The sequence below is a fragment of the Sulfurimonas sp. NW9 genome (genome assembly GCF_051132275.1).
Lineage (GTDB): Bacteria > Campylobacterota > Campylobacteria > Campylobacterales > Sulfurimonadaceae > Sulfurimonas > Sulfurimonas hydrogeniphila.
Genome location: NZ_CP093236.1, coordinates 1,666,439 through 1,679,655 on the forward strand (window position 1 = coordinate 1,666,439; position 13,217 = coordinate 1,679,655).

At 39.4% G+C, this 13,217-nt stretch carries 9 protein-coding genes, 6 tRNA genes and 1 pseudogene; 8 read left to right on the forward strand and 8 right to left on the reverse strand.

Annotated elements, in window-relative coordinates; all coding sequences use genetic code 11:
- Positions 1-52: 52 nt before the first annotated feature.
- On the forward strand, positions 53-1,165 hold the full coding sequence (locus MLC44_RS09435) for an FtsW/RodA/SpoVE family cell cycle protein (protein WP_151899939.1): 1,113 nt from the start codon (positions 53-55) through the stop codon (positions 1,163-1,165).
- A 9-nt stretch (positions 1,166-1,174) separates the two neighbouring features.
- On the opposite strand, the gene MLC44_RS09440 is transcribed toward MLC44_RS09435, so the two are convergent.
- On the reverse strand, positions 1,175-2,887 hold the full coding sequence (locus tag MLC44_RS09440) for an ABC transporter ATP-binding protein (RefSeq protein WP_434636537.1): 1,713 nt from the start codon (positions 2,885-2,887) through the stop codon (positions 1,175-1,177).
- Between the two features lie 92 nt (positions 2,888-2,979).
- On the opposite strand from MLC44_RS09440, the gene MLC44_RS09445 reads away from it, so the two are divergent.
- Entirely contained in the window at positions 2,980-4,062 is a 1,083-nt protein-coding gene (locus tag MLC44_RS09445) for a glycosyltransferase family 9 protein (RefSeq protein WP_434657066.1), read from the forward strand.
- Between the two features lie 139 nt (positions 4,063-4,201).
- Here the strand turns inward: MLC44_RS09445 and MLC44_RS09450 are convergent.
- The 7 genes from MLC44_RS09450 to MLC44_RS09480 form a co-directional block, all read right to left on the reverse strand.
- Positions 4,202-4,278, reverse strand: a tRNA-Asp gene (locus MLC44_RS09450).
- A 253-nt stretch (positions 4,279-4,531) separates the two neighbouring features.
- Positions 4,532-4,607: transfer RNA gene (locus MLC44_RS09455), tRNA-Val, on the reverse strand.
- Between the two features lie 28 nt (positions 4,608-4,635).
- A tRNA-Glu gene (locus MLC44_RS09460) sits at positions 4,636-4,711 on the reverse strand.
- Between the two features lie 32 nt (positions 4,712-4,743).
- A tRNA-Asp gene (locus tag MLC44_RS09465) sits at positions 4,744-4,820 on the reverse strand.
- 252 nt (positions 4,821-5,072) lie between these two features.
- Positions 5,073-5,148: transfer RNA gene (locus tag MLC44_RS09470), tRNA-Val, on the reverse strand.
- Between the two features lie 15 nt (positions 5,149-5,163).
- Positions 5,164-5,239, reverse strand: a tRNA-Lys gene (locus MLC44_RS09475).
- Positions 5,240-5,313: 74 nt separating this feature from the next.
- The gene (locus MLC44_RS09480) at positions 5,314-6,402 is read right to left on the reverse strand and encodes a CinA family protein (protein ID WP_434636541.1); all 1,089 of its coding nucleotides are present in this window, start codon (positions 6,400-6,402) and stop codon (positions 5,314-5,316) included.
- Positions 6,403-6,516: 114 nt separating this feature from the next.
- On the opposite strand from MLC44_RS09480, the pseudogene ileS reads away from it, so the two are divergent.
- The 6 genes and pseudogenes from ileS to guaB all read left to right on the forward strand — a co-directional run bounded on the left by ileS (position 6,517) and on the right by guaB (position 13,137).
- Positions 6,517-9,283, forward strand: a pseudogene (gene ileS, locus MLC44_RS09485) (isoleucine--tRNA ligase).
- 108 nt (positions 9,284-9,391) lie between these two features.
- Positions 9,392-10,732, forward strand: coding sequence for an Asp-tRNA(Asn)/Glu-tRNA(Gln) amidotransferase subunit GatA (gatA, locus tag MLC44_RS09490; RefSeq protein ID WP_434657069.1), 1,341 nt, complete (start codon positions 9,392-9,394; stop codon positions 10,730-10,732).
- 51 nt (positions 10,733-10,783) lie between these two features.
- Complete coding sequence (locus tag MLC44_RS09495; protein WP_434657071.1) at positions 10,784-10,987, forward strand: hypothetical protein; 204 nt, start codon at positions 10,784-10,786, stop codon at positions 10,985-10,987.
- Between the two features lie 2 nt (positions 10,988-10,989).
- Complete coding sequence (locus MLC44_RS09500) at positions 10,990-11,190, forward strand: hypothetical protein (RefSeq protein ID WP_434657073.1); 201 nt, start codon at positions 10,990-10,992, stop codon at positions 11,188-11,190.
- A 145-nt stretch (positions 11,191-11,335) separates the two neighbouring features.
- Entirely contained in the window at positions 11,336-11,626 is a 291-nt protein-coding gene (locus MLC44_RS09505) for a hypothetical protein (RefSeq protein ID WP_434657075.1), read from the forward strand.
- A 65-nt stretch (positions 11,627-11,691) separates the two neighbouring features.
- Positions 11,692-13,137 carry an IMP dehydrogenase gene (gene guaB / locus MLC44_RS09510; protein ID WP_151899932.1) on the forward strand — a complete coding sequence of 482 codons (1,446 nt, stop codon included), beginning with the start codon at positions 11,692-11,694 and terminating at the stop codon, positions 13,135-13,137.
- Positions 13,138-13,217: the final 80 nt, after the last annotated feature.

Genomic DNA, 13,217 nt, shown 5'->3' on the forward strand with positions numbered 1-13,217 from the left:
CTTTACAGCCTTTATGATACAATCATAATAATTTTATTTTGGAGTTACAAATTTGTGGAGATTTGATAAGAGTATTTTATCACAATTTGACTTTTTTTCCATCATTCTTATCATTCCTTTGATAATTATGTCTCATTGGCTCATCGGTGAAGCTGTCCCTGCTCTTGCTGAAAAACAGCTTGCCTATGTCGGTGTTGCACTTTTGGCTTTTTTGGTTGTATTTTTATTGCCTATTAGACGGATGAGCTGGCTTATCCCTTTTATATACTGGGGCAATATTGCCCTGCTTTTTGCAGTAGAACTTTTCGGACACTCACGCCTTGGAGCCCAAAGGTGGATAGAAATACCCTTCATCAATGCCACCATACAGCCCTCAGAATTTGTAAAACCTGCGCTTATTTTAATGCTTGCCTATCTTATACATAAAAATCCTCCTCCTCAACAAGGCTACAGACTCAAAGATTTTTTACGCATAAGCTTTTACATACTGCTCCCTTTTGTTCTTATTGCAAAAGAACCGGATTTGGGTACAGCCCTTGTTTTACTGCTTATAGGCTATAGTGTTTTGTTTTATGTAGGTGTTTATTGGAAAATAATAGCCACTATTGTTGCAGGAATTTTGATTCTGTCCCCGCTTGCCTATAAATTTATGCTGCATGATTATCAAAAAGAGAGAATTACAGATTTTTTAAGTGAAAAACCATCGTATCACGTACAGCAGTCTATCATCGCTATAGGCTCTGGCGGATGGACAGGAAAAGACAAAGAGAATGCGACACAGACACAGATGAAATTTTTGCCTATCGCCACAAGTGATTTTATTTTTGCCTTTGTTGTTGAGCGAACCGGCTTTTTAGGAGCGTTAGCACTCATTTTACTCTATGCTATGCTCATCCTGCATCTTTTGAGTCTGAGTATATTTAACAATGACTACTATATTAAAGTTGTAACTGTCGCTATCTCTTTTATGATTTTCATATATATGGGTGTCAACATTGCCATGACTATAGGCTATGCCCCTGTAGTCGGCGTACCTCTGCCTATGTTTTCCTACGGAGGCAGCAGTTTTTTAAATTTTATGATACTGTTTGCCATCATGCAAAATCTCATAACATTCCGCTACAAAGATATGTATGACAAAGGTGGGACAAAAAGCTTTGTATAGTCTCACAGACTATTTTTTCAGTTCTCCCGCCAGTCTTTGATACACAGCAGAACACTCTAAAAGCTCTTTATGTGTACCGCTCGCCACTATAAGCCCTTTTTGCAGTACCAAAATTTTGTCAGCATGCTCAATTGTAGAGAGACGGTGTGCGATTGTCAGTGTGATTTTATCTTTCGTGTAGGTATCGAGTGCTTTTTGTATACGTTTTTCACTCTCATTGTCCAGTGCCGATGTTGCTTCATCAAAAAGCAGCAGTGAAGCGTGTTTGTATATTGCTCTGGCAATGGCAATGCGTTGTCTCTGCCCACCTGAAAGATTTGCCCCTGCTTCACTCATCATAGTATAGATACCCTCTTCAAGCTGCATCACAAAATCATAGGCATCCGCCAGTTTCAGAGCTTCTATGACTTTTGCTTCATCTATACTTTCTTCACCGTAGGCAACATTGGCAGCCAGGGTGTCTTGAAAAATGTAGATACGCTGTGAAACAAGTGCAATATGATGTTTGAGTGACTTTTGCTTGAATTCTTTGATATTGATGCCGTTAATGAGAATCTCTCCGCTGTCGGGATCATAAAAACGCAAAAGCATATTCATAAAAGTAGATTTGCCCCCGCCACTGTCCCCTACAAGAGCAATATGCTCTCCTTGGTTGATTGTCAAAGTAATACCGTCTAATATATTGATATTTTCATACTGCAAAACAACATTTCTGTATTCAATTTTCCTAATATCCTCTTTGAGCTCTTTTGTACCCTCGACGACACTGTTTTCTTTGTCTATGATTTCAAAAACACGCTCACTTGCCGCAAGCGCATCCTGAATTTTCGAATAGGTTCCGCCAAGTTTGCGAATCGGTTCAAATACAAGTCCTACTGCCGTGATAAATGCTGTAAACTCACCAACAGTCATTTTACCGTCAAAAACCTCTTTACCCCCGACATACACGACCATGGCAAGTCCTGAAACTGCTATGATCTCCATAATAGGCGAAACAAGGGCACCGACATAAATGGCTTTCATATTTATCTTGAAAAAGTTCCAGTTTTCTACACTGAAACGGGAGACTTCAAATTTTTCTGTTGCATTGGCTTTAATGATTTCACTGTTGTTAAAAACTTCTGTCAAACGCGATACCAAATCGGCATTTTTACTCTGGGAACGGTGTGAATATTTTTTGAGTTTTTTGGCAATAAGCATCAAAGGGTAAATAATCAAAGGCACAACAATAAGTGTATAAAAAGAGAGTAAAGGGTTGAGATAGACAATGTACCCCACGAGTGCAATAACCGTTAAAAGGTCACGAAACATATCAGGAAGCATATTTGAAACAAAATACTGAATTCGGCCTATGTCATTTGTCACACGAGAAATAAGCTCTCCGCTCCGGTTTGCATACAAAAATGCCATATCAAGATGAATCATTTTGTCTAAAAGTATTTCACGAAAACGGGTCACAATACTCTGTCCGATGTACTCCATGAAAATTGTCTGAATATACTTTCCAATCGCTTTTGTCACATAAATGGCAATAAGCCCAAGAGGAATAATGTAGAGCATTGTTTTGTCTTTTTTAATGAACATATCATCCATCATTGGCTTCATAATCTGTGCAGTTCCCACAGTTGACACAAGAATGAGCAACCCACCAAAAATGACAAGCAAATAGTAGAGTTTATACTCTTTTATATAAGGCCAAAACCGTTTAACAATCTCTTTCAAATGCACTCCGTTAAGTTAATATGACATTTTACACTAACTATCCTATATAAATGTTAATTGGCTATAATTACACAAAAAAAACAAAGATTCCTATGAAATATCCTTTACATGTAACCCTAAGAAAAAAACTCTCGAGTATTCTCAATGGTGTGCTTTCTTTATTTTCTCACAAATCACAGCCTGCTCAATATATTGACAAAGAGCGCATCAAAAGCATTGTCATAATACGGCCAAATTACCGAATAGGGAACCTGCTTTTTTTAACGCCTCTTATCAACGAACTTTCAAAAGAGATGCCAAACGCCAAAATAGACATCATTGTCGGCATGAAACTTGCCGGAAAAATTCTTGAACCTCTGCCAAATGTTGACAAAGTCATAGACATCCCCCGAAAACTGCTTTTACATCCGCTTGAAATGTTTGCCTATATCAAACAGGCCAGAACAAAACAGTATGATGTTGCGTTAAATGTTTCCGGTGGTTCCACCAGTGCCCAGATCGTCACGGCACTCACAAGAGCAAAATACAAAGCCAGCTTCGCAAGTGACAAACTCTGGGCAAATTTCACACATATTCAAGAAAGAGGCTTAAAGACCTACAGGCATATGGGACTTGAAAGTCTGGAATTTTTACGGTTTTTCAAAATTGATTTTCCCAAAAAAATGCCAACACTTGATATAAAACCGACACAAGAGGAGAAAGAAAAGGCAAAGCAAGACTTGCTTTCACTGTTACATGTAAACAACATTGATACCGATACAAAGGTTATAGCCATCTTCAGAAATGCAAGATTTGACAAAAAAATAAGTGATGAATGGTGGAATGAATGGGTAGATACACTCCTTAAACTCGATGAGAATATTGTTATCATAGATATCCTTTCACCCGATATTCCTACAAAACTCAACGAAAAAGTTTTGGAATATGCCAACAAAGATTTAAGAGTTTTAGGGGCGTTTTTTCAGGCATGTGATCTGTATGTCAGTGCGGACACAGGACCTATGCATCTTGCAGTCGCTTCAGGTGCAAAAGTTTTGGCACTTTTCAACAAGACAGATATTCAAGTCTACGGTGCTTTGGGAAAACAGAACAGAACCATAAACATAGAAAAACTCTCCCCCGGGGATGTTGCACACATTACAATTGACTTTCTCAGTACTGTCAGTCCGGACTAATTGAGTCTCAATGCCACCGCAGTGAAGTACGGGCTCCGAAAAAACTGTTTGACGTAACAGTATTAATATACATTTGAATAGATGATGTGAAAACAGAATTTGATGATTGAATAAGTATACTGAATGAATGAAAAGAGAATGGCGCGGTGGATGGGGCTCGAACCCACGACCCCCTGCGTGACAGGCAGGTATTCTAACCAACTGAACTACCACCGCAACCTAAAATTATGCTTTTTGCTTTACTCGGCGTTAGAACCTTTCGCTCAATCGTCACATAGTATAACTATGCTCCTCTTTCACTCTAGAACCTGCCTTGATTAAAACAAAAATCAAAAATTTTATAAAAAATTGTCACATTTTCTTTTTTAAAGAAAGAAAAAACTTGTTTTTTGCATTAGTTGTGCTTAAGTTTTTAGTGAAGCGTACTCAAGTACGTGAACTAAAAATTTGAGTGCAAATAATCAAAAAATGGTGGGCACTACTGGACTCGAACCAGTGACATCTACCTTGTAAGGGTAGCGCTCTACCAACTGAGCTAAGCGCCCAAAATTATGTTTCAAACACCAATTAAAATGGCGACCCCTAAAGGATTTGAACCTCTGTTACTACCATGAAGTGATAGTGTCCTTGGCCACTAGACGAAAGGGTCACTTTCTTCAATAACAAGGTTATTAAAACATATGGCGCGGTGGATGGGGCTCGAACCCACGACCCCCTGCGTGACAGGCAGGTATTCTAACCAACTGAACTACCACCGCAACCTAAAATTATGCTTTTTGCTTTACTCGGCGTTAGAACCTTTCGCTCAATCGTCACATAGTATAACTATGCTCCTCTTTCACTCTAGAACCTGCCTTGATTAAAACAAAAATCAAGAATTTTATAAAAAATTGTCACATTTTCTTTTTTAAAGAAAGAAAAAACTTGTTTTTTGCATTAGTTGTGCTTAAGTTTTTAGTGAAGCGTACTTAAGTACGTGAACTAAAAATTTGAGTGCAAATAATCAAAAATGGTGGGCACTACTGGACTCGAACCAGTGACATCTACCTTGTAAGGGTAGCGCTCTACCAACTGAGCTAAGCGCCCATTCAATAAAATAAATGGTGTCCTGTGATGGATTCGAACCATCGGCCACATCATTAAAAGTGACGTGCTCTACCAGCTGAGCTAACAAGACATTTGCCTCTTATTGTTAAGAGGTCGAAATTATAGACAAATAGATTTTAATTGTCAAGATATTTTCTCCTAAATTTAGAAAAAAGTCTCTTTATCAAGCAAAAGCAACATTTTTACTGCCATAAGGGCACTCTGTTCCTGCACATAATTCCTGTCACCGTGAAAATGCAGATGCTTTTCAGTGTGTTGCGTTTTACTTCGTACACCTATATACACCGTACCGACCGGTTTAAATTGTGTACCTCCTGTGTCTCCGGCGATTCCGCTTACTGCCAAAGCATAATCTGCTCCACTGACATTGAGTGCACCTTCACTCATTTCTCTGACAACTTCGGCACTGACTGCACCGTTTTCTTCAAGTATGGCATGATCAACCGCCAACCAGTTTTCTTTGAGTGTATTGGAATAAGTTACCAAGCCTCCCTCTAAAATTTTTGATGCGCCGTTGTGTTTTGTAAAAAAGTAACTGAGCAGTCCTCCTGTGCAACTCTCGGCAAATGTTATTTTTTTTCCTGAATGTGAAAGTTTTTCTATGATATACTCAATAATATTTGATGATGCAATAAGCTTTTTAGGCAACAGGTTTTTTGCTGCATGAATAAATTTGGTAATATCCCCGTACTTGTTACTCGTCACATCTACTCTGTGCCACCCTTGCACCTCCTGTGTTACATCAATATTGACTTCATATGTTTGTGCGATTGGAGTCAAAATTGTCACTATAGTGGATTTGTCTTCTTCAAATATATGTATGGTTGCCCTTATCTCTTCATTTTTCAAAAGCAATTCGGGCATTTTTTGTCCTTCATCCATCTGTAGTACATTTATCAAAGAGCTTTGAAATTCCAAAAGATAGGAACGTTCTGCAAACAATGAAGCTTTCTGCGGTATGAGCATCCCCTCTTTTAAAATCTGATTATCACTGGTTGCAGTACATATCACTTTTCCGACAGTTGAAAAGTTTTGTTTACATGTAACGATAATAACCCGGTTGGATGCATGGAGTTCTTCTTCAAGATAAAGAAAAAAGGAGTTGTCACTGTCCTTAAAATAAGTTATATTATCTATAAAACCACTGTTTTTTTCAATATCCCGCAAAATATATTCCTGTAACGATTTGTTATAAACAAATTTATTTCCAATGATTATCAGATGTGTTTTCATACTCTGTACAGCCTTGTTTGAAGAATTTTATTTGGCTTATTATAACACTTTTATTAGGTTTTAAACACTTAAAAGGTATACTGCAAAAATTTATAATAATATTTTGAGGTTTCAATGGACTACAAAGACACACTACTTTTACCAACAACTACGTTTGCCATGCGAGGCAACTTAATAAACAATGAACCGAAGCGTTATGCTGCATGGGACAAAAAGAAAGTTTATCATAAATGAAGGCAAAACGTGCCGGTGCAAAACACTTCACCCTTCATGACGGTCCTCCCTATGCAAACGGGCATATTCACATAGGTCATGCACTCAATAAAATTCTCAAAGATATTATCATCAAAAACAACTATTTCAACGGTAAATCTGTCCGTTTTACTCCGGGCTGGGACTGTCACGGACTGCCGATTGAGCAGCAGGTTGAAAAAAAGCTTGGCGGAAAACAGAAAAAAGAGCAGCTTGAAACTGCCGAGATAAGAAAACTTTGCCGCGAACATGCTGCGAAGTTTGTAAACATTCAAAAAGAAGAGTTTAAGACACTTGGAATTATTGCTGACTGGGAAAAACCGTATGTGACAATGGACTACAGATTTGAAGCAAATATTTTCAGAACACTCTGCAGTGTTGCAAAAAAAGGTCTTTTGATTGAGCGCAGCAAACCTGTCTTTTGGTCATGGGCTGAACGAACTGCACTGGCAGAAGCCGAAGTTGAATATGAGGACAAAGAAGACTACTCGATTTTTGTAGCATTTGAACTCAGCAATGAAGCCAAAGAAAAACTCGGACTGGACAAAGAAACAAAAGCAGCACCGGTTATCTGGACGACTACACCATGGACAATTCCTGCAAATACGGGGATTTCGCTAAACCCTGAAGAAGAGTATGTTCTTACAACTGAGGGTTATATTGTTGCAAAAAAACTATTGAATGCTTTGGTTGAAGACGGCATTCTCAAAGGCGGTGTCGCCAAAACTTTTGATGCGACTCTGTTTGAAAACCTCAACGCCATCAACCCACTCAATGGCAGAAATTCCCGTATTGTTTTAGGGGAGCATGTTTTAGTTGACAATGGTACAGGTTGTGTACATACCGCTCCGGGTCACGGTGAAGATGACTACCGTGTCGGACTGAAATATGACCTTGAAGTTGTTATGCCTGTGGATGAAACAGGATGTTATGATGCAACTGTTGTGCGTGATGCTTTGATTCCGAATGCGCAGGATTTTGTAGGGCGTCACATCTTTAAATCAAATGAAGATATCATTGAGATGATGGGTGAGAACGTGTTACATGTAAGCAAATTTATGCACTCGTATCCGCATTGCTGGAGAAGTCATACACCACTTATCTACCGTGCTACAAAACAATGGTTTATCTCTGTTGATGAAAAACCGCAAGACGAGAGAAGACACTCAGAAACATCGCCCTTGATGAGATTGAAAAAACACTTTTCATACCGCAAACCGGAAAAAACCGTTTGACTTCTATGGTTGCAAATCGTCCTGACTGGTGTATTTCCCGCCAGCGCGACTGGGGTGTTCCTATTGCATTTTTCAGAGTAAAAGAGACTGGTGAAGTTTTACTTGATGAAAAGGTGCTCAACTTTGTAGCCATGATATTTGAAATGCAGGGAAGTGATGCCTGGTACTCTATGGACATCGCACAGCTTCTCTACCCGGGAAGCGGTTACAAGCCCGAAGAGCTTGAAAAAGTAACAGATATTTTGGATGTATGGTTTGATTCAGGTTCTACCTGGAATTCGGTACTGAAATCCCGTAATTATGATGCGGGAGACTACCCTGCTGACTTGTATGTCGAGGGATCTGACCAACATCGCGGCTGGTTCCAGTCATCACTCTTTTTATCTTCTGCGGTTGAGCACAAAGCACCCTACAAAGGTGTATTGACGCATGGTTTCACAGTAGATGAAAAAGGTGAAAAGATGTCCAAGTCAAAAGGCAATGTCATCGCACCCGAGAAAGTTTTAAAAGAATACGGCAGTGAAATTTTACGCCTATGGGTTGCTTCATCGGACTATCAGGGTGATTTGAAAATTTCTCAGGGGATTTTAAAACAGACTTCTGAAAACTATCGTAAACTGAGAAACACCTTTAGAATTATGCTTGCCAATATCAATGACCTCGAGAACCTGACACCGTACGAAGATATGGGTGATTTGGATAAATGGATTTTAAATGTTGCACAAAACACGCTTGATGAAGTACATAAACATTTTAGTGAATATAACTTTGTCAACGGTATGAGCACACTCAACAACTTTATTGTTAACGAACTCAGCGGCATGTATATCGATATGACAAAAGACAATCTTTACTGTAATGCTAAAGATTCTACGAGAAGACGTGCAAGCCAAAGTGCAATGGCAATCATTACAAAAACACTGCTTTTGATTATGGCTCCTGTTATAACCTACACAGCAGATGAGATAGTAGATAATGCCCCTGCCATCATCAAAGGCGATGCCGAAGATATTTTTGACATGACCTATGAAAAAATTGAAGCCGGTGACATCCCTTTTGATGCTGAATATATGGTAAAAGCCCGTGAAGGTTTCGGCGCAGAAGTTGATAAACTCAAAAAAGAAAAAACCATCAAAAACACCCTTGAACTTGTCATTTACACAGAATCAAAAACTGTCCTTGAGATGAACAGTACCGATGCAGAAGACTGGTTTGTTGTTTCCGGAATTTTTGAAGACAAACCGGAAGAAGAGATTATAGCCAGCTTTAAAGTTGATGAAGACACCTTCAGCATCGCAAAAGCCACACTGCACAAATGTCCAAGATGCTGGAAATACCAGGCTGAAGCAGAGGAGTGCCTTTGTAAAAGATGCCAAAGCGTAGTCAATGATTAATTACAGTGAGCCCGTTAGTACAACATTTATCGGAACAACCATACTTGCTGTATTTGTTATGATTGGCATAGGTATTTTAGCTGTTAAAAAATTTAAAAAGGAAAGTTAGTGATTACATTAAAAGAAGCGCTTGCAATGAGCAAAGATGAACTTAATAAATTTAAAGATGAATTACAAACAAAAATAGAAGCAAACAAAGATTTAAATGCTTATATAGATGTAAATACTTTTGGTGAGGGTGTGCCTGTTGCCATTAAAGACAATATTCAGGTCAAAGAGTGGTCTGTTACTTCTGCTTCAAAAATTTTGCAAGGCTACATTGCGCCTTACAATGCCACTGTCATAGAAAAACTTTTAGCTGCCGGGCTCTCTCCTTTTGGTCGTACAAACATGGATGAATTTGCCATGGGTTCGACAACTGAGACAAGCTGCTACGGCAAAACACTTAACCCTGTCAATCCTGAGCATGTTCCCGGTGGAAGTTCGGGAGGAAGTGCCGCTGCAGTTGGAGCGGGTTTGGCTATAGCTGCACTTGGCAGTGATACAGGCGGAAGTATCCGCCAACCCGCAGCGTATTGCGGTATCGTAGGCATGAAACCGACTTACGGAAGAGTCAGCCGTTACGGTTTGGGGGCTTATGCTTCAAGTCTGGATCAAATCGGACCGATGACACAAAATGTAGAAGATGCTGCTATTTTGTATGACATTATCAGTGGGAGTGATGTCAAAGATTCAACAAATGCCATGAGAGATGACAAAGTCAGTGACAATCTCAATCCTGAAAGAAAACTCACTATTGCCATTTTGCCAAAGTATATAGAAAATGCGAGTGATGATGTGAAAGAGGCTTACAGCAAAGCAGTTGAAGCACTCAAGGCACAGGGGCACACCATTGTTGAAAAAGAGATGATGGATGCAAAATATGACATTTCTGCATACTATGTGACGGCTACAGCAGAAGCAACAACCAATCTCGGGCGATATGACGGTATACGTTATGGCAACCGTGTTGAAGGTGCAAATTTAGAAGAGACCTACTACAAAACAAGAAGCGAAGGTTTTGGGGATGAAGTCAAACGCCGTATCCTGCTTGGCAATTTTGTGCTCTCAAGCGGCTACTATGAAGCCTACTATGTAAAAGCACAAAAAACACGCCATTTGATAAAAGAGGAGTATGCAAAAATCTTTAACGATGTTGACTTGATTCTCTCTCCGGTTGCTCCGAATGTTGCTCCAAAATTCGGGAACTTGCAAATCCGATGGAGATGTATCCTGAGTGATATCTATACAATCAGTGTCAACCTTGCAGGTCTGCCTGCCCTTTCATTGCCAATAATGAAAAATGCAGCAGGGATGCCTGTCGGACTGCAGCTTATAGCAAACGCCTATGAAGAGCAGACACTCTTTGACGGTGCTATGAGCCTTGAAAAAGAGATTGCCTATAAATAATGTAATGACAATGAGATAATTTTTTGCTACTATTTTAAAAAAGGAAGTAAAATGGCATATTTTGACAATGTAAAAGTAAAAGACAAACTCTACGGCTTGGTTTTTGGCCGGGGAAAGGTTTCTCAGGTTTTTGAAGATTCTCATTACAAAATGATGGTAAAATTTAAAAACGGGCATGAGGTTCCTTATACAGAAGACGGTATACCAGGCTGGGGAAATTTCAAAAAACAGACGATTTTTACAAAGATGATATAGATTTGACAGATGTTGATTTTGCCCCTGTCACAAAAGTATTGAGTCCTAAAAAAATCATTAAACTCCGGGAAAAGAAAAAGCTCGAAGTCAGACTGCCCTCGGGAATATGGACAAACTGTACAAAATGTGTGGCAAGTTATGTTGAAGATATGCTCGAATCTGAGAACTATCATCTCTTTAGAAAAACACCTAAAAAAGGATAAGTCATCACATATACAATCATTCATACCATACATATTTTTGCTGTTTTTATTTACGGAGGATTTCTCTTTACCGATAATCTTTTTATGGCAAAGATGAAACAGTCATTAACGGAAGAAGAACATAAAAAAGGCACGTGAAGCCATTATGATACATGTACGAAAAGTTGTACCGAAGGCTCTTATTGTTGCTGTACTTTCGGGAATGTATCTTTTTTCACAGGTTTTTGGAAAAATTTCCCCTGATGGATTAAGCAGTTTTCAGATAGCTCTTTCAATCAAAGCCTTTTTAGGTCTTTGGCTTGGTTTTCGCGGTGTCAATCAGGTATTTTTCGGTATACAGCCATGGGTATTCAAGAGCCATATTTTCCCTTTTGTTCTTGTCGTTATTATCATTTTACTTTCCCAGTTTATGTTTTTAGATTTTACCTCTTTTTAACCACAAAAGAGGTATAATGCAAAAATTTCTAATAATTAATTTTATACTCTGCAAAAGGATACCCCATGAGAATTCGTAAACGCGCCCTGACATTTGAAGATGTACTTTTAGTACCACAGTATTCGGAAGTACTTCCTAAAGAGGTCTCACTTGAGACAAAACTCACTCGTAATATCACTCTTAAAATTCCTATGGTTTCAGCTGCTATGGATACAGTTACAGAATACCGTGCGGCTATTGCAATGGCAAGACTCGGAGGTATCGGAATTATTCATAAAAACATGGATGTCGAAACACAGTGCAAACAGGTCAAAAAAGTAAAAAAATCTGAAAGCGGTATTATCATTGATCCAATTTATGTCCACCCGGATGCTACTTTAGCGGATGCAGAAGCGTTGATGAAAGAGTTTAAAATCTCCGGTGTTCCTGTTGTAGACGGACATAACAAACTTCTTGGTATTTTAACAAACCGTGATATGCGATTTGAAAAAGATATGCGAAAACGTGCAGACGAAGTGATGACAAAAATGCCGCTCATTACTGCAAAAAAAGGAATCTCTCTGGATGAAGCCGCTGATATAATGCACCAGAACAAAATAGAAAAACTCCCTATCATAGATGATGAAGGCTTTTTAAAAGGGCTCGTAACCATCAAAGATATCAAAAAACGCATAGAGTATCCAAACTCAAACAAAGATGCCTTCGGTCGTCTGATAGTTGGCGCGGCTATCGGTGTCGGTCAAATGGACAGAGCCAAAGCCCTTGTGGATGCCGGTGCGGATGTTCTTGTCCTGGATTCTGCACATGGTCATTCCAAAGGTATTTTAGATACTGTCAAAGCGATTAAAGAGTCTTTGGAAGTTGATGTAATTGCCGGGAACATTGCAACCAAAGAAGCGGTACTCGCACTTATAGAAGCAGGCGCCGATGCTGTAAAAGTGGGAATTGGTCCCGGTTCAATCTGTACAACACGTATCGTTGCCGGTGTCGGTGTACCACAAATTTCCGCCATAGATGAGTGTGCGGAAGTCGCCCGTCCCCACGGTGTGCCTGTTATCGCAGACGGAGGTATCAAATACTCCGGCGATATTGCAAAAGCACTTGCTGTCGGTGCAAGCTGTATTATGGCAGGTTCTCTTTTAGCGGGTACGGAAGAGTCTCCGGGTGAGACGATAATGTTTCAGGGACGTCAGTACAAATCATACCGCGGTATGGGCTCTATCGGGGCTATGCAAAAAGGAAGCAATGACAGATATTTCCAGGAAGGTACAGCCGCTGACAAACTTGTTCCTGAGGGAATTGAGGGACGTGTTCCCTTTCGTGGTTCAATCGCCGGAATTGTGCATCAGATGATGGGTGGATTACGCTCCGCTATGGGCTACTGCGGCAGTGAAAGCATTGAAGCTTTCTGGGACAAGGCAGAATTTGTTGAAATCACATCAGCAGGACTCAAAGAATCTCATGTTCATGATGTCATCATCACGCAAGAGGCACCGAACTATCACGTATAGTTAAATTTTTAAATACATACTTTAATGTTCAATCAATGTATTATAATATATAATAGATTATAACACTGAGGAATTAAAGT

Excerpts from the sequence above, each read along its gene's own strand:
- MLC44_RS09495 (WP_434657071.1), top strand. The coding sequence starts at position 10,784 with ATGGCATATTTTGACAATGTAAAAGTAAAAGACAAACTCTACGGCTTG.
- MLC44_RS09505 (WP_434657075.1), top strand. The coding sequence starts at position 11,336 with ATGATACATGTACGAAAAGTTGTACCGAAGGCTCTTATTGTTGCTGTA.
- guaB (WP_151899932.1), top strand. The coding sequence starts at position 11,692 with ATGAGAATTCGTAAACGCGCCCTGACATTTGAAGATGTACTTTTAGTA.
- MLC44_RS09445 (WP_434657066.1), top strand. The coding sequence starts at position 2,980 with ATGAAATATCCTTTACATGTAACCCTAAGAAAAAAACTCTCGAGTATT.
- MLC44_RS09480 (WP_434636541.1), bottom strand. The coding sequence starts at position 6,402 with ATGAAAACACATCTGATAATCATTGGAAATAAATTTGTTTATAACAAA.